Genomic DNA, 21968 nt, shown 5'->3' on the forward strand with positions numbered 1-21968 from the left:
ATCAACCCTTATCGCGTCAACTGAACCACCGTCGAAGTCGTTTGCGCTTCCTCACCGTCAGGTGGCATCCAGGAAATCCCCTGAATCTCCACCGTCTGAAACAATGGATTAATCGTAAAACTGCTCCGAAACGCCACCGTTTGTCCAGGTTGCACCTCAACCGGAATAATGTCCTCCCGACCTGTCCGGAAGATATCCGGCGCATTCGCAGACGTCGCTTTGTAGATTAAAGAAAGTTGGGTAATGGGTTGGCTCGTGTGATTGGTGATGCAACCGATCAGATAATCGGCTCCAGAGTCATCATTCGCTCCTTGAAAATCGACTTGATTAATTTCCACAGGCAACGATTCGGGAGTAGTAGAGATAGACGGGCATCTCCCCGACCCAACCGTTTGAGTTTCGGTCGATGAGACGGCAGCAGACAGACCGACATCTCTAGGAATCGTTTGATTCGTATTGCGTTGAGCGATCGCCAACTGTTCTTGCAGTTCCACAATTCGCGTTTGAGCCGTGTCATAGTTAGCACTGCTAGCCGGGACAGCTTGCAGCAATTGGATTGCTTTTTCCAACTTGTGACTCACCATGATCCAGTCATCTACCGATGCAGCGGACTGCGACCAACCGAGTGCTTGTTGAGCGATCGCCTGTCCTTCTGCAAACGTATCAATTGGTTCTGCCACGGGAGGTGTTACCTGTTCATAGGAAACAGGCAGGGCACTGGTTGCATCCGGTGAGGGAACTGAGGTCGAAGCTGCCAGTTCACCCAATCCAACCTTCAAACCAACTCCGCTCAAGATCACGACACCTGCCGCCAGTGATAATCCCCGCATCCAATATTGGCTTTTCTTTTGAGCAACAGGAACCGTGCTGACCTGCACTCGGACAGTCGGTTGAGCGTGAGGAGTAGCTGGTTGTGATACAGATTTGAGTTTAGAGGGTGATTGAGCAGGTGATTTTTTTAAAGTCGATCTGAGTTTAGTAGAAGACTTTTGCTTCGCCACTTGAAGTACAAAATCAAACTTCTGCTCAAGAGCATCAGAATTAGAGTAGAGTTTTTTACTATTGAGTAGAGTCATGGCTGTAAATGAAGAAATAAGTTGGCGTAAAGAAACAGGAGCAGGTTTTCAAGTTTGAAGCGATTGAATCGAAATTAGAAACTGCGAGTCGATGCTTGACTGACAACAGGATAGATAGCCGCTGTATTGCCTAATGCATCAACCACTCTGCCGTACAAGTAGAGCGTGGCTGACCGACTGCTAGCATCAATGCAAGCGTAAAAACCATCGGCTCCAGAGAGTTGAGCCGTACAAGCAGGTTGTGTCGCTGGAGCAGTCAGAGCATCCATCAAGATCGTGTCACTGACAACAACATTGCCACTGGTCAAAACTCGACGGTTAATCACTACAGGCTTGAGCCAGACAGCATTGGGACACGCATTGATATTGTTAACGTAATAAGAAATTAGACTGTTATCGGGCATTGTTAACGTCAATACACCTGTTGCAGTGCCACAGCTTGGCGCAGGGATAGAGCCGCTTGCAGGGACGGTAATTCGCTTTGCCATGCGAATCTCATCCGTAATGAAATCCATCGACTGGTTTAGGCTAATGCGTCGTGTAATTTCTGATTCAGATTCCTGATCGGCTCGCATCATGGAGATGATGCCTGAAGTCGTCAGCATCAACATAATGCTGGTTAACGTCACTGCTAACAGTAATTCAAGCAGGGTAAACCCTGCCGTTTTTCTAGATCGCAGAAACTCAATAACGATACAGTTCATGGCGTTAACTCAATACTCACTTGCGTTACGGCAAACAGTTATTTTCGGTCGGGGTTCCCGTGCCACTATAGGTTCCAGTTCTGACTAAGCCGAGTGGTGCAGAGACGACCAGACAGGGTCGTGTAACTGAGCGGTTGGAAGAAATCACAATCGTGACGGGAGCCGTCAGGGGTTGTCCATTGGCGTTGGCGATCGTTCCTTTAATACCCACTTGGAGGCTATTCACAGAAGACTGCAAAGACACTCCCTCAAACTGACGGTTACCCGTCACCAGACAGCTTCCCGACACCTGGTTAGCAGCAAAATTCAGCATGCAATTGCGGCTATTGCGAAAAGCTTGCCGTTTTGCTTCGTGGATTGCACTTTGGACTTCAGCGATCGCTCCATGGGTTCTAAAACGGGAATACCACCCCAACAAACCGGGAGCCGCGATCGCACTCAGCACAAGCACGATTGCCACAACAATCAGCGATTCCAGTACTGTAAATCCTTGATCAGAGCAGGGGACAGCATGAACTGGAGCGGATAAGTTGAGGCGACGTTTATTGAAATCGTTGACATTGAAAAGTCGCATCGGGCATTACTTCTGTGTAAACGGTGGCGGTTGTTGTAGTGCGTCCCTGAGGGGTAACGGTGTAAGCCAATTGGAGAACTGAAAAAGGGGCTGCATTTCTCACCGTAGCTTGACGAGTCATGGTGTAGGGTCTTCCAGAGATTGTGAGGGTACTGCTCACTAAGGGGGGTAAGCTTTGTTGCAGTGCAAATGCTAGTCCTGACGGTGTAGCTGTTGCATTACATTTACTCAGGGGAATGATTAAACTGTTTTGCGCTGCATTAAATCTCAACCCATTGGTCAGTCGCACAACATTACCATTCACACTTTGAATCACGTATATCGTTGAGTCTCCGGCGATCGCAATTTGTTCACCTGTCGTTAAACTATGGCTCGCGACGAGGGGTAGATTTTGTTGTCCTGCGGTTACGTTTGACGCAAGAGAATAGCTCATTTGAGCAGCTTGGCGTTTTACACCTTCAATGTCTCTCTCAATCCAATTCGTTACTTCTGTGACAGTGCGCGCTCGTAACTTAAACATCGACGTGGTCACAATTGACATCATTCCAACACTCATAAACAGCGAGATGATGACAATCGCCACTAACACTTCCATCAAAGTCAACCCCTGAGAGGATTGTTTACCGCTTCTAAATAACTGCTCTTGCAACCGAGCAGTGAAGATTGCCATATTTCGAGTAGCCATAATTCTCCTTCGACTACACTATTGAGAATCCAGTTGGGATTGCTGAGCAATGTCCAGTCTTTCCCACGTACTGGCAGGGGCAAGCTTAGGGGGCAAGTTTTGGGGCAACCCTGGAGCAAAGTCCCAGTTGGCTAATTGAGTGACGGTAATGTTGCTCGTGTTTGAGCCACACGCCCCAGAGTTGCTCCAGTCTCTCGTCCAAACTGCCCCGAAAAACCCCCCTTGTCCACCTCCGGTTCCAGCCACCCCAACGGCATAGTTAGGTGCCAGAATAAAGGCATCAATGCGGTTATTTCCATTCAGACAGATGGAACTATTTTGTCCTCCGTATCCATAGATCTGAAAGTTAGTCGGGTCACATGTCGAAGACCCAGCACAGCTATGGTTGATGTTACCGCCACGTCGAATATTGCCTCTCAAATAAAACCTGACCATAGCTCCTGGTGTGATTGTCAGGCTGCGATTATTGGCAATGTTGAGGTCGTTGACATCGTATTCGTAGATGGGGTAGGTCTGTCCACGAATTACCCGCATTGTCGGTGTATCTTGCGGTCGTGGCAGGGTGACGTTTGTGTTGATGTTCGTTGGTAAGGAATTGAATAGCGGCGAGGGAATGGGGGGTAACGCCGGTAATCTGAGGTTCGTGTATTGTGCCCGATAGGGTTGCCCTGTAGCGGGATCATTGCCTGTGACGTTAACACTGTTCAGTGAAACTCGGCAGTCGTTGAGCAACACATTGCCCTGAATCGTATTGTTGGACGTGCCACCCTCCGCTAGCCAAAGCCCCGGAACAGGCGCACCTGTCATATCTCCAACCAAAATTGGAATGGTAATTCTCAATCGGTTGGTGCTTTGCTGACTTTGCGATCGCCCCTCAACTTCTAAGACACCTCTTCCGGGGGCACTGCGAGGCTGAGCCGGATTGTCAGGAATGTAAGTGTAATTGACAAGCCTGAATTGTCCACGACCAGGGTTTTGAGGATCGATATTTTGCCAGGTTGTGGCAGTCGTCGCGAAATTGACAATTTGAGTTGTGGTTGTGGGGCTACAACTACTGAGCACACTTGACAGAGTTGTGGTTGCCGTCAACCAATCCCTGAGGTCATAAGTGGCGATCGCACGATTGGCTTCAATAAAGGCTTGTAAGCGAGCGACACCACCTTCAGTGGTATTCAAGCTACTGTCTGCGGCTTGCTGCATTGAAGCAGTGACTTGATCGTTTTGAGAACGTAGCAGCAACGTTCCTCCCAGGAGAAGAATCACTAATCCACAGACAAGGGCTGTAGGCAATGCAAAACCCTGTTGGCTGATTGAACGCGCTAGAAAATACCGAGTTTTGAGTTGAACCTCAATAGATAACTTGATTCGTTTGAACACTTCAGTTCCAATCCTTCACACAAAAACATGAGGTAGTGACTACTCCCTGATTGAGTACCCTTGATTACATCTGACCAGTTTTCTATCGCAACCAGAGGGTTTGGTTAGGATGGGGTGCAGGGGTGAAACCCCTGATTGGGAGCGCATTCCCCACATCCCTTAACCCAATTGTCCCGACAGTTGCTAGATGACAGAAGTGGAGTTAATGAAGGTGGAGTTTGAGGGCGATCGCTACACATAACCCCACAGTTCTGTCATTTTGCTGGTTAGGATAAGTTGGAAGTTTTAACGGTTTTGGCAGTTGTTGGAGCAATAGATGAAGCGGTAGAGGCTTAAGAAAAAATCTGACTTGAGGGTTACAACTCCCGCACCTGAATTCTTCAAACTTTGGTCATACCGTAACTAGTCATACCGTAATGATTTTTCAGTGGTAGTGTTTCTCCGTGATATTACAGAAGTAATTCTCATCAGAAGAACTTTTAATTACCCCCTTAATCACTATTAAATACTGGAATTATTTGTATAAACCGATACGTTAGTGAATTTATCTTAAAGATCAATGCGTCTTGGATGAAGGAAAGACGTTGTTAAGTTGACGCGATTGAGTAAAAGCATTGATGCGTAAGGGTTTCAGAATTCCTCGATCGGTCGCAGTTCTAATTTAAAGAAATCGTGTCACCCCACCCATTCTGGGTTACAGTGGTATGTTTGCCTGAACACGGAGCTATTTTGGCTGGAAGACATTAGTACATTAGCTGAAATATTCTCATGCATTTACTGAACTGAACCGCTTCAATTTGCTACAAGTAGATTTGCTACAAGTAGAGCGGCATCAATCTTCACCCCAATTCAATTGGAGTCGGAGGGTTGAGCCAGAGATTAGGCATCAGGAATGGAAATTAAATAAGTTCGTGTTGCGGTAGGGGCGGGTTTTACCCGTCAAATCCATTGCAGGATATGGGTCTGCTAAACCGCCCGTACAGTTTGTGGCTTGATTAAATCCACAATCCTGAGCAGAAAACATCATTATCAAGATTCTTGATATCAAGATATAGTGGGAGGGGGAACCCTATCACCACAACCGCTATGAACCGCGATCGCATCGATGACATTTTGCACCAGTGGCAACAGGAAGCACCTGACTTAGATGTTTCAGCGTTATCTGTGGTGGGGCGGGTGTTACGCATTGCCCGTTTGCTCGAAAAACATCGAGAAACTGTCCTCGCAGACTACGGGTTAAATGTTTGGTCTTTCGATGTGTTAGCCACATTGCGCCGCCAGGGAGCCCCCTATCAACTCAAACCAACCGATCTGTACGAGTTGCTGATGCTGTCTTCAGGAGCCATGACCAACCGGATCGATCGCCTGGAACAGGAGGGTGTGGTGGTTCGCCTGCGTGACCCGCACGATCGCCGCAGTGTGAGTGTTCAACTCACGAACAAAGGCATTGACTTGATGGATAAGGTCATGCCTGTTTTATTTGCCAAAGAGAAGCAGTTGCTAGAACACTTCACTCAAAGTGAAACGCAAACCTTTGTGCAGCTACTCAGAACGTTTCTCATTTCGCTAAACCGTTCTATCTCTTAGAGCCATTCTCAGTTGCATAGCATACCGTTTCAGGCGGGTTTGGCACCCCCCCTACATCCCCTTGTCTTAACTATTTCGACAGTTGCTATGGAAGTTGATTGCTAGAATGGCTGAGACGACGTTCTAGATAGGTCGCAAGCCCGATCAGTAAGGGCAGAGACAGGTTGATCATCAACAGGCGAACGACGTGCCCAGTGGTAACAATTTCGCTGTCTTGGTGCAGCGTAAGCGCAATCCAGATCATCTCTGGCGAACCACCCGGAGCCGCAATTAATAGGCAAGTGAGCCAGTTCCAATGGGTCACAGCATGAATAATGCAGGCTGCCATGCCTCCAGCCACAAACATCAGGGCGATCGGCACCCCAGATCGGGCAACTGCTGACCATTTTAATCTGCCGTTGATGCCCCAATACTCGCCAATTGTGACCCCCAATAGCACCTGACCAACGAGATTAAACAGTAAGGGCAACTTGAGATCCAGCGTAGTTTCGATGGGCAGTAGCAGCGGCACGACCTCAAATAGCAACCCCACACCGATCGCCCCTAAAAACGCTGCCATAGGTAACTTCAGCCTGTCTCCGATGTACACCACCACAGCGGCGATCGCCACCATGGCACTAGACACCAATAATTCGTTCAGGGGAATGTGAAATAGATCTTGCAGGAAGGCTGCGATCGAGGTGTGCGTCGAGTGGGCAATGGCAACGTTGGCAATCAGTGGCATCACCAAAATGACTGACGTAAACCGCATCAACTGTACCAATGACACCAGGTTAGTGTTTTTGCTGAAATCGGCAGCGATGCTGACCATGACCCCAATATTGCCGGGGGTAGTCGCCAAAATTGCCGTTAACATGTCGGTCTTTTCGAGGCGGGAGTAAATCATACCGATGACCCCACCCGCGACCACCAGAAACAACGGCAACCCCAAAAACAACGGCAATTGCAGCGACAATTGGTTGAAGGTGTCGTGCTGAAGGGATAAGCCGATCGCCAAACCAATGATCATCTGCCCAACCTTCCTGGCTTTACGGTTTGGTTGCAGTTTTTGCCCGGTCAAGGCTCGATAGCCAAAAGCGGCGATCGCCCCTGCGGCGATTCCTCCTAATACCCAGGCGGCTCCGTTTAACCCCAGGATGATAAACCCCAACCCAATGAACGCTGCCAGTAGTAGTTCGATTGTGATGACCAGGGGCGTGATCAAAAACCGTCTGTTGCCCTCAAAGAGTTGCCACGATGGCTTTTCCCCTGCTAACTTTTGCCCTGCAATGTCAATCACAATCTATGTCTCCCTGCGGTTCGGCAATAGCCTTAAATTTTGGTTACATTCCTTCTCAGTACTATAACAATCTTAAAAAGAATCTTAAATGCAGGGTTTGGTAGAGCCTGCTATTCATCTGTAGGTTATTCAGGCGATGCAAAACTAGAGAAATCTAAGGACAATTGACCCATTACCTTGACCCGATTGTGCATCCCCAGTCCCCAGATCAAATCCATGATGAACCGCAAATCTCTGATGAATCCCACACTGATTGGCTTTAGTGCCATTCTCATGTGGTCAACCTTGGCATTGTTAACAACCTTGAGTGGATCGGTTCCGCCGTTTCAACTGACGGCGATGTGTTTTTCGATCGCTTTTTTGTTGGGGGTGGCTCTCTGGATCAAGCAGGGAGGCAACATTCTCCACCATCTCAGGCTGCCCTACGCTGCCTGGATGCTGGGAGTGATTGGTTTGTTTGGCTATCACTTCTTCTATTTCATGGCGTTGAGCCACGCGCCTGCGGTGGAGGCGAGTTTGATTGCCTACTTGTGGCCGTTGTTGATCGTGTTATTTTCGGCATTGCTGCCCGGTGAGCGATTGCGGTGGTTTCATGTGGCAGGGGCGATCGCCGGGTTTGTTGGGGCGGCGTTGCTAGTGACCAAGGGAGAGGCGTTTGCCTTCAATCTGCAATACAGTTTGGGCTATGCGTCAGCACTGCTTTGTGCGGTCATTTGGTCGAGCTATTCAGTGTTATCGAGGCGATTTGGTAGCATTCCAACGAATGCGGTAGGAGGGTTTTGTGGCGTAACGGCAGTGCTTGCCTGGATCTGCCACGCTGTGTTCGAGACAACCGTCTTTCCGGTTGGTGGAGAAGTGTTAGCCATCCTGTGTTTGGGCATAGGACCGTTGGGTCTGGCGTTCTTCACCTGGGACTATGGTGTGAAACACGGCAATATCAAAGTGTTGGGTGCTCTTTCCTATACGGCTCCCTTGTTGTCTACGCTGTTGTTGGTCGTATGTGGACTGGCGACCGCAAGTTGGGTGTTGGGAATTGCCTGCCTGTTGATTGTCGGCGGTGCTGTGTTGGCGGCAGGTGATTTTTTGAACAAAACCTGAAGTGTATTTCTAATCCAACGTGAATTTGGGATCAGGATTTCGGCGGTTATAGCCCTACGCATATGCCTTAGGACATCAGGGGGTGTGGGGCTGCGCCCCCAGCCAGGGGTTCCACCCCTGCGCCCCGTTCTAACCTTAGTGAGTACGGCTATAAAACCGCTGCTATCGGAGCAAAACCGACCTACGTCGGTTCGTCAAATCTTGCATTTTTCGGAGTCTGCGTCGGCGGACTTGGCTCTAGTAGCCGCGAATTCATCCGCCGGGCTCTTCAATCGAACTGACGTTAATTCAAATATTGCCACGTCAACTCCCGACTGTTGTATTGCCATGCGCCAAAGAGGGCAGTGGGGTCGTCGATCGTAAAGCTAAAGTCTTCCTTGTCCCCATAATAAAAACTCTCATCACGCAATAAACGGGGCAGTGGGGGTGGATTTTCCAGATTAGCGATCGCCTCTGGATATTGCCCATGTGTGTCTCGATAAGTTTGAAGTTTGGGCACCAGTTGTTCGCAGTACGCCTTAGCTTGGGCAACGTCCTTGTTAGCCAGATAAACGCCTAACACCACACCCCCCAATTGAACGATGACCCCCAGTGTGGCAGCGATCGCCCCACGAATAAGACGGGTCGCCCAGCGTTGTCCTCGCCACCAAAGCACCCCTGCCACCAACGCAATCAGCAACAACAGGGGCACACCCCAAACCGCAACAAGGATGTGAATCACGACCTGTGCAAAGCTACCGCGCCCCAAAACTGCGCCAACGAGAGCGATCGCCAGACCGATGACCATGCTGACTAGAAATGCGGACAACCACGAATGCTTGAATACCTGCATAGGAATTGCTGTTTGCGTTAAATCAATACATGTTAGCGACATCAGGTCATTACCTTATGATCGCCGTTTTGTCTTAGTCCGAGTAGATTGGGCAACCCTCGATTCCACAGCAAACTCTACAATATCCTGCAATTCTGCTTCATCTAAACAATACTGTTCGCAGACTAAGCTGAGGCGATCGCCCGATGCCTCCATGACGTTGATTGAATGGGTCAAATCCCCCTGAAAATAAACAACCGTATTCACCTGGGGTTTAATCTGTCCCACCTGTTGTTTATGGTTGCGTAAGACTAACTCACCTCCCTTGAGCACAGACGGCACCTGAACATACAACACACTCACCAACAAGGGTGGCTCAATCGTCTTGCAATAGGAACGTAGCGATCGATCAATGTGTGGGTCAACCCGTGATCCCTGTTTCAACAACAGTGGATTGAGATAAAAGGCATTACAAGTTGGCTCCAACACCTGATCTAAGTAGGGCTTAAAGAAGGGAAATTGCCGCTCAACTTCAGCTATGTGCGATCGCCGAAACACAACTGAAAATCCCTTTGTCCCGACAAAGTCACGGTTAAGATTATTGACGGCAAAATAAGGACACGCCAGAATCGCACCTCGCAGGTCGTTGAGGTAGGTGGTTGAAAAAGCGTTAGCGGTCTGACGGTAGTAATTCATAACGAGGGATTCGCCCCGAATTGATTTGGGGGCGGATTACTGAAGGAGGTGCAAGATGTCAGTCTATCAAAAGTTCTAGAAGACTTATTTTGGCTGTATGGCAACTGTCGAGACAGTTGAGATAAGGGAGTATGGAGATTGCGCCCCCAGTCAGGGGTTCCGCCCCTGTACCCCGTTCTCACCAACCCTTTGATTGCGATGGCAAAAAATCTGAGGAAAGTTAGAAGACTCAGCGATCGCCATCCACTATTCTCAAAGATCATGGCGCGTGTTTTCCCGTTGCTTCATTTCATTTGTGCTGTTGTCTTGCAACTAAGGAAATCACATTGTGGCAAAGATTGGATACCATGCCTCTCATGAGCAATTTACGCCCAGCGAATTGCTGAAGTACGTTCAACGGGCTGAACGGGTAGGATTTACCCATGCGCTTTCCTCCGACCACTTTCATCCATGGGGCGAAACCCAGGGACAGAGCGGTTTTGCCTGGTCATGGTTAGGAGCAGCAATGCAGGCAACTCCTTCCTTAAGTTACCGAGTGGTGTGTGCTCCGGGGCAACGGTATCACCCAACCATCATCGCCCAGGCGGCCGCCACCTTAGCCGAAATGTTTCCCGATCGCTTCTGGATCACCGTTGGCAGTGGTCAGGCACTCAACGAGCACATCACCGGGGAGAAGTGGCCATCTAAGGGCGATCGCAACGCTCGACTCAAAGAGTGTGTAGATATCATGCGGGCGTTGTGGGCAGGTGAAACGGTGAATCACGATGGGTTGGTTTGTGTCGAAGAAGCCAAACTCTACACTCGTCCTGCCACAAATCCACTCATCATTGGGGCAGCAGTTACCGCTAAAACAGCCGAGTGGTTAGGCAGTTGGGCAGATGGCTTGATTACGATTTCTCGTCCTCCCGACAAACTCAAACAAGTGGTAGATGCCTTTCGACGGGGCGGTGGAGAGGGCAAACCCATGCTGTTAAAAGTGCAGCTTTCCTACGATCGCACCGATGATTTAGCCCGTCAAAAAGCCCACGAACAGTGGCGTAACAACATCTTTGAAAACATTCTGATGACAGAGTTGCAAACCCCAGCCCAGTTTGATGCAGCAGGGCAGTTTGTCACCCCCGAAGAGTTGGATCAACACATTCGCATTTCCTCCAATCCACAACAACACATTGAATGGCTGCAACAAGATATTGAGTTGGGATTTGAAGAATTGTTGTTGCACAACGTTAATCGTGAACAAGAACAATTCATTGATGTATTTGGCGAGAAGGTGCTGCCTGCCTTTACCCAAAAACCTCTGTCCTCAGTCAGATAGGGTTAACCCTCCTGCGATAGGGGCAAGCGGATTATTTCTTCTGTTAACTAGAAATCGGGATGACACGTCTCGTTGATGTTGTCGAGTTGTCATTTGTCCTTTGTCACGTGTCATTGGTGCTCGTGAGTGACCCATGACCCATGACGCATGATTCATGACTCATGACCCCTGACCCAGAACGCACGCCGAATCCTTTACAGCCGCAGGAGATGCCCCCACATGAACAATGGACGCGAGTATCATTCATCCCCCAGAACCCTCCCCCATCCAACTGCTGACCAAGACCAAACCATACCCGCTCCGCCCAAAGGGTGGCAACGATTTCTCTGGTTGGGACCGAGTTTTTTGTGGATGTTGTCTGCGGCAGGATCGGGCGAGTTGCTATTTACTCCGCGTGTCGCTGCACTGTATGGCTATAGCTTGCTGTGGGCATTACTGGCGGCTGTGGCGTTGAAATGGTTCATCAACCGTGAAGTTGGACGTTTCACCGTTTGCACTGGAGCCACGATCTTAGAAGGATTCAAGCAATTACCCGGTCCACGAAATTGGGCAATTTGGTTGATTTTGATCCCTCAAGCATTTGTTGCCGTTGCCACGATCGCCGGTTTGACGGGGGCGGCTGCGACTGCGTTGGTAGTTATGACGGGAGGCAGCCTGCAAGTGTGGACAATCATCATTGTGCTGGTGACAGCAACCATTGTGTTGTTAGGGCAATACAGCGTCATCGATAAGTTAGCATCATCGTTGGCGATCGCCCTTTCAATTGCGGTTCTGGCAGCAGCGTTGAGCGTGTTTCCCAATGGGGGAGAACTGGCAGCAGGGTTAGTGCCCCAACTACCGGGAGATGTCGATATCGGTGAGGTGTTGCCGTGGCTGGGGTTTATGTTGGCTGGAGCCGCCGGGTTGATGTGGTATTCCTACTGGGTTGAGGCGCGAGGCTATGGAGCATCAGCGTTAAAGCCCGAACAACCTATCAATCCCAGTGACTTGAGTCAACAGGAGCGATCGCACCTGCGGGGGTGGATCACACAGATGACTCTGTCGAATACTCTAGCCGTTGTTGGAGCACTGTTGATTGCGATCGCGTTTCTGGTCTTAGGAGCGCAATTACTCAGACCCGAAGGTTTAGTACCTGAAGAAAACAAAGTCGCTGAAACCCTGGGGCAATTGCTGGGTAACGTTTGGGGAGATTTTGGCTTCTGGTTCATGATCGTGGCAGTGTTTGTCACCTTTTGCAGCACAACCCTGTCAGATCAAGATGGATTTGGTCGCATGTTTGCCAACGGCACACGCATCATCTTGCAGGGATTCAATCGGCGCGATCGCTGGACAAACGAATCGTTTCTCAAGCGAGTCTACATTGTGGTGTTACTTGCCATCCTGCCAATCGTGGTTTACCTCGCCTTTGGTGAACCCGTAGGCTTGCTCAAATTAGCGGGCGTGGTTGAGGCAACCCACATTCCCATCGTCACCGGATTGACACTCTACCTGAACCACCGTTTGTTACCAGCAGAGCTACGTCCCTCCCACTTTACCTTCGGCATTACAGCGATCGCCGGACTCTTTTTTGCCATCTTTGCAGCGATTCACCTCTACCAAATTGCCACTGGCTCGGCTAGTTAATCAAAGACTGCAATCCCCGTCGGGAAAGAGCATTTGAGCGTTATTGGGCTAGCCCGTCGCAATATTCACATTACACATCACTCAACCCTTTTTTATATGTTAGACCTGTGGTACAAAAACGCGATTCTCTATTGCCTTGATGTTGAAACCTACATGGATGGCAATGGAGATGGCGTTGGGGATTTCGTCGGACTGACTCAACGCTTAAGCCACTTGGCAGGTCTGGGCATCACCTGTATCTGGCTCATGCCCTTCTACCCCACTCCCAATCGAGATAACGGCTATGACATCACAGATTTTTATACGGTTGATCCACGATTAGGGACGTTGGGTGATTTCGTCGAGTTTACCCATGCGGCTCACAATCGCGGTATCCGAGTCATCGTTGATCTAGTCGTCAATCACACCTCAACGGATCACCCCTGGTTTCAAGCGGCCTGTCGAGACAAGCACTCCAAGTACCACAACTACTACGTCTGGTCAGAGACAAAACCAGACGATGCAGAAGAGGGAATCGTCTTTCCAGGGCTACAAGAAACGACCTGGACTTATAACGAAGAAGCCGGAGCTTATTACTTCCATCGGTTTTATGACCATCAGGCAGATCTGAACATTGCCAACCCCGAAGTACGTGCAGAGATCAACAAAATTATGGGGTTTTGGCTCAAGTTGGGCGTATCTGGATTTCGTATTGATGCGGCTCCCTTTTTAATTGAGCTAAACGGCATTGAACACCAGGCAGATGTCACCGACCCCTATCAATATCTCCAAGAGATTCGCAAATTCCTCTCATGGCGATGTGGGGACGCCATTTTGTTAGCAGAGGCAAACGTGCCGATGCAAGATGTGCCGCCTTACTTTGGGGATGGCGACAAAATGCAAATGCTGTTTCACTTCATGCTTAATCAGCATTTGATGCTGGCACTGGCACAGGAAAAAGCTGAGCCGATCGCCCGTGCCCTGAAAGCACCACCCGCCATTCCCGACACTGGGCAGTGGGCAATCTTTGTCCGCAATCACGATGAATTGTCCCTCGACAAACTCACGCAGGATGAACAACAGGAAATCTTGAGCGGATTTCATCAAGACCGTGAAAAGGTGTGGATTTTCGATCGCGGTATTCGACGACGTTTCCCTCCCTTGGTTCAGGGCAATCCCAAGCGATTGCGATTGGCGTACAGCCTGATGTTTACCCTGCCAGGAACACCTGTCCTATTCTACGGGGAGGAGATCGGCATGGGGGATGATTTGTCCCAACCCGAACGCTTTCCCATTCGTGCCCCAATGCAATGGTCTGACAAACCAAATGCAGGCTTTTCCAATGCTCCTGCTGACAAACTGATTCGTCCTATCATCTCTGATGAAACCTTTGGTTATCAACACGTCAACGTCGTGGAACAGCGACGAGACTCTGACTCATTTCTCAACTGGGTAGAACGTGCCATTCGAGTGCGAAAGGAATGCCCTGAGTTTGGTTGGGGCACTTGGGCAATTGTTGAAACAGACTGTCCAACTGTTTTTGCCCATCAGTGTGAATGGCAGGGTGGAACTGTCATGGCAGTCCATAACCTGTCGAGGGAAGCTTGTACCGTCACACTCAAACTCGACAATGTCGAAGATGGTTGGCAACTGATCGATCTATTAGGTCAGCAGGAATATGCGATCGCCCCTGACAATTCCCACACTCTGAAACTCGAAGGCTATGGCTACTACTGGTTTCGTATTGGTGAAACCAATTTGTGAGAACAAGGGGTTGCCGAATCATCGATTCCAAGTACGGGTGCTACGGTAGCCTCTACACCCCGGACTTCACCCAAGCAGGTATCGCTCGATTCAATTTGGTTCTGATACCGATTTAATGTTTGATTGTGGCAGATCACTGGGTAGGGGCGTTTCGCGAAACGCCCTTACAGAATCATGTGCAGTGAAGCCAATTCAACTTGGTATGAGTTTAGGGTAAGGATCTGGGCGGTTAAAACCGCCGCTACAAGAGCAAAACCGATCTACTTCGGTTCGGCGAACCTAGATTTTCTGTAATCAGCGCAGGCGGACTTCGCTCCCATAACCGCGAATGGATTCGCCCGGTGTTTAACCCGAATTGACGTTTAGTAACTCTTTTGGGGCGAATTTAAGGCAGTCAGAGTTAAGATTGGGTCGTTGCATCGACAGAGCTATGACTGACCGGGATGAACACCTCCGCAGTTTGATTGAAACGGTTCAACAGCAACCGCCCAAGAGTCTGGCTTGGCGCAAGGCAATGAATCGTCTGTTGCTCGAAATTCAACAATTACCAGGGTTAGCGCGATCGCCCCATCCCGACTATGCTGAGGCATTAGACGATGCCTTAATGCGATTGGGTGACGAAATCAAAAACTTTGAACCTCGGCAACCCTCGCTGGAGAAGAGCTTAACCGCCTGGATTAACCTGAAATTGCGGCTCAAGTACGAAGTGCGAGAACTCCATGCACCACCGCGATCGCGCAGTCAAACCGGAACTCGCAACCCCCGTATTGAGTTCAAGCAGCAAGCCCAAAAACCACCCCTCTCATTAGACACGCCTCTCGACATAGAGGGGGGGACTACCTTTGGCGACCAACTCCCTGCCTCTGGAGCGTTTACCCTGTGGGACCTGGAAGAAAAGATTCAGCAGGAGCAAGCCCACCACCAAGCCATTTGCATCGGCGTGCAACTCCAGAAATATATCGAAGAAGACCCCCAACAAGAACTGCGACAGTGCCACCCCCAAGCCCATCCCGACTGCCATTGTCAGATGCTGAGCCAGCGACTTCTACTCAAACATCCCCCCGATCGCCTCTCCGCGATCGCCCGTGAATTCAACATCAACTACCACACCCTCAACTGGCACTGGAAAAATCGAGGACTTCCCCTCTTACGAGACATCGCCAAAAATTTAGGGTATCAGCCTGATAGAGAAACAGGGGAGTAGGGGATGGGGAATGGGGAGTAGGGAATGGGGAATGGGAAATAGAGAAAACCATTGACCCCTCTATCCCTCATCCCTCATCCCTTTCTTCCCCTCCTCCCTCCTCCTTTATCCCTCCTCTCTCATCCTTTATCCTTTATCCTTTATCCTTCTCCCCCCTACCCTCCCACTCCTCCACTCTCCCACTCCCTCCCACTCCCTCCCTATGCACAGCACAGCCTCACCCCATCTAACCGTCCCACTCACAGCGATCGCCCACGATTGGGCACAGCATTTTGCTGCTGAGCAAGCCAATCCCCAAAAAGGTAAACGGGTCTACCTCAACACACTGGCGGTATGGGCAGTGCATCGTTACCTCAACTGGTTGCAGATTGACAATGACTTGCAGCGCAGCGATAGCTGGGATCTCCGTTACAACACATTGTTGGATATCGCGGATCTGGTGCTGCCGTCAGTGGGGCGATTAGAGTGCCGTCCGGTGTTGCCCAACGAGACTGAAGTGGTGGTGCCGCCAGAGGTGCGGGGCGATCGCATCGGTTATGTCGCCGTGCAGTTAGATGAATCGCTGCACGAAGGACAGTTGTTGGGGTTTTTGGCTCCAGAGGCGATCGCCGACGAGGCTGAAGCGGTGGCACTGGAGGCTCTGCAACCCCTGGATCACCTACTCGATCAGGTGAGTGACCTGGAAGCGAGGGCAGTAACCCCAGCGTCAGGTCAAGAAAATCTGACATTTCTCACCCATTTGGGGGGATGGCTACGCGATCAATACGAAATAGGTTGGCAGAGCCTTGAAGCACTCCTTGGACATCGCACGCCAGCATTAGCATATCGGGGGGTAGCCGTGAGACGAGCCAAGCGACTGGAGCTACAGGACAATCGCAGTCTATACGATCGCCATCTACAAACTTCATCAGCCCAGATTTCCGATGGGAATCAGCAGACTGATACAAATCTCCAACAACGACTCTCAAACCTGGCATTTGTCGTCAGTCTCACACCCGAAACCACTCAACAAATGTGCATTCACCTGCATGTGTGCAGCATTGGAGAACGTGCTGAATTACCGTCCCAACTGCGAATGCAAGTGTTGACTGAAACGGGAGAAGTCTTCCGGGAAGTGGTTTCGCAGGAGAATGACACCTTTTTGCAATATGAATTTACTGGGCAGCCCGGAGAGCAATTTAGTGTTGAGGTAGCATTGGGCGATGCCCGCATTCGAGAACTATTTGTGATTTGAATGGTCATTCGTGATTGGTCATAACTAGTTGATTCCGTGACCCTACCTTTCCAACCCTCGATCCTCACATCTCGTGTAATTCATGACAGCGTTAGTCATCCTCGATTTTGATGGCGATTTGCAACAGGGCGTGGTCGTAACGCTCGAAATTCGCCTGGATGATGTATTGAGTGATGGCTCGCTACGGAGTGTGGTGCAGGTACGCACAAAGGGCAAACTTCCTCCCAACCCGACGCTGGATCAGCACTATCAACAGTGGCGATCGCTCTACAACAATTTGAGTCTGCTGTTTCGTCTAGGCGATCGCCCCAATCCAGTACCAAGTGGGTCAAAAGCCAATGTCATGGCTGCCTGTCGCCAGGCGGCTACAAACCTGGTGACTGACTTTAACCAATGGTTAGCAGTGGATTCCCTCCGAGCAATTCGAGAGCAGTTTTTAGAAAAACTGTCTCCAGGAGACACCATCCGCATCATTCTGCAATCGGAAAATCCGCATTTGCGGCACCTCCCCTGGCATTTATGGGATGTGTTGCAGCGATATCCCAACGTTGAAGTCGCGTTGAGTGCTCCAGCCTATGAGCGAGTTGCCGTGTCGGGGCGATCGCGCCAGCATGTGCGCATCCTGGCGGTGTTGGGCAACCGCACAGGCATTGATATTGATGCCGATCGGCAGTTGTTGGCAAATCTTCCAGATGGAGCAGAAACCTGTTTTTTGGTAGAACCAGAGCGGCAGCAGTTGCAGCAGTGTCTCTGGGATGCGCAAGGATGGGACATCCTGTTTTTTGCGGGACATAGTGCCAGTCTCCACAGTGGCGAAGTGGGCTATTTGGAACTGAATCAACACGATCGCATTTCAGTGGATGAGTTGACCTATGCGCTGCGTAAGGCGATCGCTCAAGGATTGCAGTTGGCAATCTTCAACTCCTGTGATGGGCTGGGTTTGGCGAATCAACTGGAGCGGCTCCACATTCCTCACCTGATCGTGATGCGTGAACCTGTCCCGGATCAGGTAGCTCAAGCGTTTCTGCGCTATTTCTTGACTCGTTTCTCGAAAGGACACCCGTTGCATCTGGCAGTACGAGATGCGCGGGAACAGTTGCAATCTCTGGAGGATCAGTGCCCCTGTGCAACGTGGTTGCCAATTCTCTGTCAAAATCCCACGGCTGACCCGCCCACCTGGGCGGCACTGAGTGGGCAGGTTCCTGTCTCCGTCACTCAAGCGACTCCGGAACTGCTCTCCCAGGCTCCATCTCGGATCCCGCCCTGCCCCTATCGTGGGTTAGCGGCATTTCAAGAGGCAGATGCTCCCTTCTTTTTTGGACGAGAGATGCTCGCTGAGAAATGGGTCAACCTGATGCAACAGCGACCGTTGTTGGCGGTATTGGGAGCATCAGGCAGTGGTAAATCATCGCTAGTGCTGGCAGGTCTGGTGCCCCGGTTGCGATCGCACTCAGGTTGGCAGATCGCGGTTTTGCGCCCCGGCAATCATCCCTTTGCCCGGTTAGCGGAGCAGTTGATCCCCTTGTTAGAACCGGGGTTAAGCGAGACAGACCAACTCATCGAAGGTAATAAACTGGCGATCGCCCTGCATCAGGGCACGGTGTCTCTCACCGATGTGGTAGACCGAATTCTGCAAAAGCAGAGCACCCCCTTTCAAGCACAGCGGGTGTTGCTTGTAGTCGATCAATTTGAGGAGTTGTATACCCTCTGCGCCAACAGCGAGGAGCGTCAACGGTTTCAAGATTGTCTGCTAAAAGCCGTTACTTCAACAGAAGAACCACTTGGGACATTTCCCTCTACGCTGGCGATCGTGCTGACATTGCGGGCTGACTTTCTGGAATATGCTCTCGCCCATCGACCATTTGCTGAGGCGTTGCAACGGTTTTCACCAGAGCTATTGACCCCCATGACGCGATCGGAGTTGCAGGCGGTGATTGAAAAACCCGCTAATCGTTTGGGGGTGCGCTATGCCGAGGGGTTGACCGAACGAATTCTCGATGCGGTCGATGCAGCACCGGGGCACCTCCCCCTGCTGGAGTTTGCTCTGACCCTGCTGTGGGAAAAACAGAATCAGGGCTATCTGACCCACGCTGCCTATGAGGCGATCGGCGGCGTGGAACGGGCACTGACCACCTATGCCGAACAGGTGTATGGGAGTCTGGATACAACGGCTCAACGGCAAGCCCAGCGCATCTTTACGCAATTGGTATGCCCAGGAGAAGGAACAGCTGATACGCGACGCTTAGCCACCCGCAGCGAAATTGGCGCAGAGAGTTGGCGACTTGTGACTCACCTGGCAGATACCCGATTGGTGGTAAGCCGACACGACGACACCGCCAACGAAGACATTGTGGAGATTGCCCACGAGGCATTAATCCAGGAATGGCAACGGTTGCGTCAATGGCTGGAGGACGATCGCAGTTTTCGGACCTGGCAGGAACGGTTGCGCGGCGTCGTGCGCCAGTGGGAGATTAGCCAACAAGATGAAGGGGCATTGTTGCGTGGTGCGCCTTTGGTGGAAGCACAACACTGGTTTCAAGAACGGCAGACCGACCTGAGCCAGGGAGAGCGGGCATTGATTCATGCCAGTCTGAGCCAACGCGACCTGGAACAACAACAACGCGATCGCCGTCGTCGCTTTCGCATTACTGCCCTGTCCAGTGGCTTCACAGCGGCTCTGTTGCTGATTGGGATAGCGGCGTGGCAATGGCAACGGGCAGAAATCATTACCAGCAATGCTCAACTGGATTCCCTCAGTTCTGCCTCCGAGGAATTGTTGGCATCCGGGAAGCAATTAGAAGCTCTGTTGGAGAGCCTGCGGGCTGGAAAACAGTTAAGCCAACTGAGCGACGCGCACCCCGACACCTACATCCATGTTGTGACGACCTTGCAACAGGTGGTGTATGGCGTGCGAGAGTATAACCGCCTGATTGGGCATGAGCGCAGTGTGATTCACGCCAGCTTTAGCCCCGATGGGCAGGTCATCGTATCGGCAAGTGATGACGACACAGTGCGACTGTGGCGGCGAGATGGCACCTTGATTGACACCCTGAAAGGGCACCGGAACCACGTCCGCAGTGTCAGTTTTAGCCCCAACGGAGCCATGTTTGCCTCCGCCAGTTACGACAATACTATTCGTCTGTGGCGGCGCAACGGTGGGGCGATCGCCACCCTCAATGGACACACCGACAAAGTCAATAGCATCAGCTTTAGCCCAAATGGGCAGTGGTTAGCCTCCGCCAGTGCCGATAGCACCATTCGCTTGTGGCAACTCAATGGCACCGAGCCGCAAGTATATGCCACGTTGCTGGGTCATCGTGGTTGGGTCATGGCTGTCAGCTTTAGCCCCGATGGGCAACTGCTGGCATCGGCAGGCAATGATGGCGTAATTCGCTTGTGGCGATCGTCCGATGGGCAACTGCTAGCAACTCTGCCCCGACAAGCCACCTCAATTGATAGTTTGAGTTTTAGCCCCGACGGCACTCAGTTAGTCGCAGCGACCAAAGCGGGGAACGTATTGCTGTGGCAGCGTCAGGGCAATCAGTTTACGCTCGTCAAAACCCTGACGGGACATACTGACCGAGTTTGGGGAGCCAGTTTTAGCCCGGATGGACAGATAATTGCCTCCGCCAGTGCTGACAATACGGTGAAATTGTGGCGATCGGATGGCACCCTGATCGTTACGCTGGAGGGACACAACTCCTCAGTCTACAGCGTCAACTTTAGCCCTGACGGTGAAACGCTAATCTCTACCAGTGCCGATAACACCGTGAAACTGTGGCACCCCAACAGCCCCTTCCTGAAACAGTTACAGACCGACACGAACCGAGTTCGCGATATCAGCTACAGCCCCGATGGTCGCCTGCTAGCCACCGCCAATGAGCTAACCACCCAACTCTGGCGAACGACGTTGCCGCTCGTGCAAGGCTCCCCCACGGGCACCCCAACCACTGCCGAACCCCTGACCATCAATGGGCATCAAGAGCGGGTCAACCAACTTAGCTTTAGCCCCGATGGGCAGCTTGTCGCAACTGCCAGTGACGATACCACTGTTAAGGTGTGGACGGTCACCGGAGAACTGGTGCAAACCCTGACGGGCTACGCTCAAAACCTTTTGGATGTGCAATTTAGCCCCGATGGGAGAACGATGGCGATCGCCGGAGAAGCCAACACCATTCAACTGTGGCAACGCGATAGTAGCGGACGCTTTGCAGCCCAACCCGCCCAAACCCTGACAGGGCATTCCAGAGAAATTACCTCTCTGGCGTTTAGCCCCGATGGGCAGTGGTTAGCCTCTAGCAGTGGCGATCACACGATTCGATTGTGGCGCAGTCAGGGAAATGGCTTATTTGACTCCAACTCCAGGCAAATCTTGACCCACACCAGTCAGGTCACCTCCGTTAGCTTTAACCCCAACGGACAGATGCTCGCCTCGGCGACTGCCGATGGCAATGCTATCCTGTGGAGACTCGATGGAACCCTAATCGCCCGCCTGAGTGGACATCGCGATCGCATCAACAGCGTCGTCTTTAGCCCCAATGGTCGTCTGGTGGCAACCGCCAGTGACGATGGCAGAGTCAAACTATGGAACACCAGCGGCACCTTGCTTAAGACACTGCAACAGCAACCCTCCGCCCTAACCGCCTTGAGCTTTAGCCCTGACGGACAGACTCTCGCCTCGGCAACAGCCAATGGAGCAGTCATCTTCTGGAATTTCAACCTGGACAATCTGATGACTCAAGGCTGTGACTGGCTCAGCGACTACCTGCGAACCAATTCTCTATTGTCAACAAGCGATCGCAATGTCTGCTCAACGTTCACAACCCGCTATTAGACATACAGCCCCTAACCGCCATTTCTATAGCAACTGTCGAGACAGTTGACACAAGGGAAGGTGAGGTTGCGCCCCCCAGCTATTCCACCCCTGCACCCCAAATTCCTACCCTTCTTTACGACGAGTTG

The 21968-nt window shown here is 51.1% G+C and carries 16 protein-coding genes; 8 read left to right on the forward strand and 8 right to left on the reverse strand.

The window, feature by feature from the left end; genetic code table 11:
* Positions 1-8 precede the first annotated feature (8 nt).
* The 5 genes from H6G89_RS01665 to H6G89_RS01685 all read right to left on the reverse strand — a co-directional run bounded on the left by H6G89_RS01665 (position 9) and on the right by H6G89_RS01685 (position 4329).
* Entirely contained in the window at positions 9-1076 is a 1068-nt protein-coding gene (locus tag H6G89_RS01665) for a hypothetical protein (RefSeq protein WP_190503520.1), read from the reverse strand.
* Between the two features lie 74 nt (positions 1077-1150).
* Positions 1151-1780: a prepilin-type N-terminal cleavage/methylation domain-containing protein gene (locus tag H6G89_RS01670; RefSeq protein WP_190503522.1), complete on the reverse strand. Its 630-nt coding sequence runs from the start codon at positions 1778-1780 to the stop codon at positions 1151-1153.
* Positions 1781-1805: 25 nt separating this feature from the next.
* Positions 1806-2354 (reverse strand): pilus assembly FimT family protein, encoded by a 549-nt coding sequence (locus H6G89_RS01675; RefSeq protein WP_190503524.1) that lies wholly within the window; start codon positions 2352-2354, stop codon positions 1806-1808.
* Positions 2323-3039, reverse strand: coding sequence for a type II secretion system protein (locus H6G89_RS01680; RefSeq protein WP_190503526.1), 717 nt, complete (start codon positions 3037-3039; stop codon positions 2323-2325). The genes H6G89_RS01675 and H6G89_RS01680 overlap by 32 nt, the downstream gene beginning before the upstream one ends.
* An 18-nt stretch (positions 3040-3057) precedes the next feature.
* Positions 3058-4329, reverse strand: coding sequence for a DUF7305 domain-containing protein (locus tag H6G89_RS01685; protein ID WP_190503528.1), 1272 nt, complete (start codon positions 4327-4329; stop codon positions 3058-3060).
* A gap of 1173 nt (positions 4330-5502) precedes the next feature.
* On the opposite strand from H6G89_RS01685, the gene H6G89_RS01690 reads away from it, so the two are divergent.
* Positions 5503-6003 carry a MarR family winged helix-turn-helix transcriptional regulator gene (locus H6G89_RS01690; protein ID WP_190503530.1) on the forward strand — a complete coding sequence of 167 codons (501 nt, stop codon included), beginning with the start codon at positions 5503-5505 and terminating at the stop codon, positions 6001-6003.
* Between the two features lie 85 nt (positions 6004-6088).
* Here the strand turns inward: H6G89_RS01690 and H6G89_RS01695 are convergent, their stop codons facing one another.
* On the reverse strand, positions 6089-7282 hold the full coding sequence (locus H6G89_RS01695; RefSeq protein ID WP_190503532.1) for an AbrB family transcriptional regulator: 1194 nt from the start codon (positions 7280-7282) through the stop codon (positions 6089-6091).
* A gap of 216 nt (positions 7283-7498) precedes the next feature.
* Between H6G89_RS01695 and yddG the strand changes: the two genes are divergently transcribed.
* On the forward strand, positions 7499-8380 hold the full coding sequence (gene yddG, locus H6G89_RS01700; protein WP_190503534.1) for an aromatic amino acid exporter YddG: 882 nt from the start codon (positions 7499-7501) through the stop codon (positions 8378-8380).
* 283 nt (positions 8381-8663) lie between these two features.
* On the opposite strand, the gene H6G89_RS01705 is transcribed toward yddG, so the two are convergent.
* Both H6G89_RS01705 and H6G89_RS01710 read right to left on the reverse strand, forming a co-directional pair.
* Entirely contained in the window at positions 8664-9212 is a 549-nt protein-coding gene (locus tag H6G89_RS01705) for a hypothetical protein (RefSeq protein ID WP_190503536.1), read from the reverse strand.
* Between the two features lie 54 nt (positions 9213-9266).
* Positions 9267-9887, reverse strand: coding sequence for a 2OG-Fe(II) oxygenase (locus H6G89_RS01710; protein ID WP_190503537.1), 621 nt, complete (start codon positions 9885-9887; stop codon positions 9267-9269).
* Between the two features lie 328 nt (positions 9888-10215).
* Here H6G89_RS01710 and H6G89_RS01715 point away from each other — a divergent pair, with 328 nt between their 5' ends.
* The 6 genes from H6G89_RS01715 to H6G89_RS01740 all read left to right on the forward strand — a co-directional run bounded on the left by H6G89_RS01715 (position 10216) and on the right by H6G89_RS01740 (position 21840).
* Entirely contained in the window at positions 10216-11202 is a 987-nt protein-coding gene (locus tag H6G89_RS01715; RefSeq protein ID WP_190503538.1) for a TIGR03885 family FMN-dependent LLM class oxidoreductase, read from the forward strand.
* Between the two features lie 219 nt (positions 11203-11421).
* Entirely contained in the window at positions 11422-12825 is a 1404-nt protein-coding gene (locus H6G89_RS01720) for an Nramp family divalent metal transporter (protein WP_190503539.1), read from the forward strand.
* A gap of 96 nt (positions 12826-12921) precedes the next feature.
* Positions 12922-14568, forward strand: a complete 1647-nt coding sequence (locus H6G89_RS01725) for an alpha-amylase family protein (protein ID WP_190503540.1) — start codon at positions 12922-12924, stop codon at positions 14566-14568.
* Between the two features lie 430 nt (positions 14569-14998).
* A complete protein-coding gene (locus H6G89_RS01730; RefSeq protein WP_190503541.1) occupies positions 14999-15772 on the forward strand; it encodes a hypothetical protein in 774 nt (257 codons plus the stop codon).
* 202 nt (positions 15773-15974) lie between these two features.
* Entirely contained in the window at positions 15975-17006 is a 1032-nt protein-coding gene (locus tag H6G89_RS01735) for a DUF1822 family protein (protein ID WP_190503542.1), read from the forward strand.
* Positions 17007-17088: 82 nt separating this feature from the next.
* Complete coding sequence (locus tag H6G89_RS01740) at positions 17089-21840, forward strand: nSTAND1 domain-containing NTPase (protein ID WP_190503543.1); 4752 nt, start codon at positions 17089-17091, stop codon at positions 21838-21840.
* Positions 21841-21968: the final 128 nt, after the last annotated feature.

This window comes from Oscillatoria sp. FACHB-1407 (assembly GCF_014697545.1).
In the GTDB taxonomy this organism is placed as follows: Bacteria; Cyanobacteriota; Cyanobacteriia; order Elainellales; family Elainellaceae; genus FACHB-1407.

Excerpts from the sequence above, each read along its gene's own strand:
- H6G89_RS01665 (WP_190503520.1), bottom strand. The coding sequence starts at position 1,076 with ATGACTCTACTCAATAGTAAAAAACTCTACTCTAATTCTGATGCTCTT.
- H6G89_RS01670 (WP_190503522.1), bottom strand. The coding sequence starts at position 1,780 with ATGAACTGTATCGTTATTGAGTTTCTGCGATCTAGAAAAACGGCAGGG.
- H6G89_RS01675 (WP_190503524.1), bottom strand. The coding sequence starts at position 2,354 with ATGCGACTTTTCAATGTCAACGATTTCAATAAACGTCGCCTCAACTTA.
- H6G89_RS01680 (WP_190503526.1), bottom strand. The coding sequence starts at position 3,039 with ATGGCTACTCGAAATATGGCAATCTTCACTGCTCGGTTGCAAGAGCAG.
- H6G89_RS01690 (WP_190503530.1), top strand. The coding sequence starts at position 5,503 with ATGAACCGCGATCGCATCGATGACATTTTGCACCAGTGGCAACAGGAA.
- yddG (WP_190503534.1), top strand. The coding sequence starts at position 7,499 with ATGATGAACCGCAAATCTCTGATGAATCCCACACTGATTGGCTTTAGT.
- H6G89_RS01705 (WP_190503536.1), bottom strand. The coding sequence starts at position 9,212 with ATGCAGGTATTCAAGCATTCGTGGTTGTCCGCATTTCTAGTCAGCATG.
- H6G89_RS01710 (WP_190503537.1), bottom strand. The coding sequence starts at position 9,887 with ATGAATTACTACCGTCAGACCGCTAACGCTTTTTCAACCACCTACCTC.
- H6G89_RS01720 (WP_190503539.1), top strand. The coding sequence starts at position 11,422 with ATGAACAATGGACGCGAGTATCATTCATCCCCCAGAACCCTCCCCCAT.
- H6G89_RS01725 (WP_190503540.1), top strand. The coding sequence starts at position 12,922 with ATGTTAGACCTGTGGTACAAAAACGCGATTCTCTATTGCCTTGATGTT.
- H6G89_RS01730 (WP_190503541.1), top strand. The coding sequence starts at position 14,999 with ATGACTGACCGGGATGAACACCTCCGCAGTTTGATTGAAACGGTTCAA.
- H6G89_RS01735 (WP_190503542.1), top strand. The coding sequence starts at position 15,975 with ATGCACAGCACAGCCTCACCCCATCTAACCGTCCCACTCACAGCGATC.
- H6G89_RS01740 (WP_190503543.1), top strand. The coding sequence starts at position 17,089 with ATGACAGCGTTAGTCATCCTCGATTTTGATGGCGATTTGCAACAGGGC.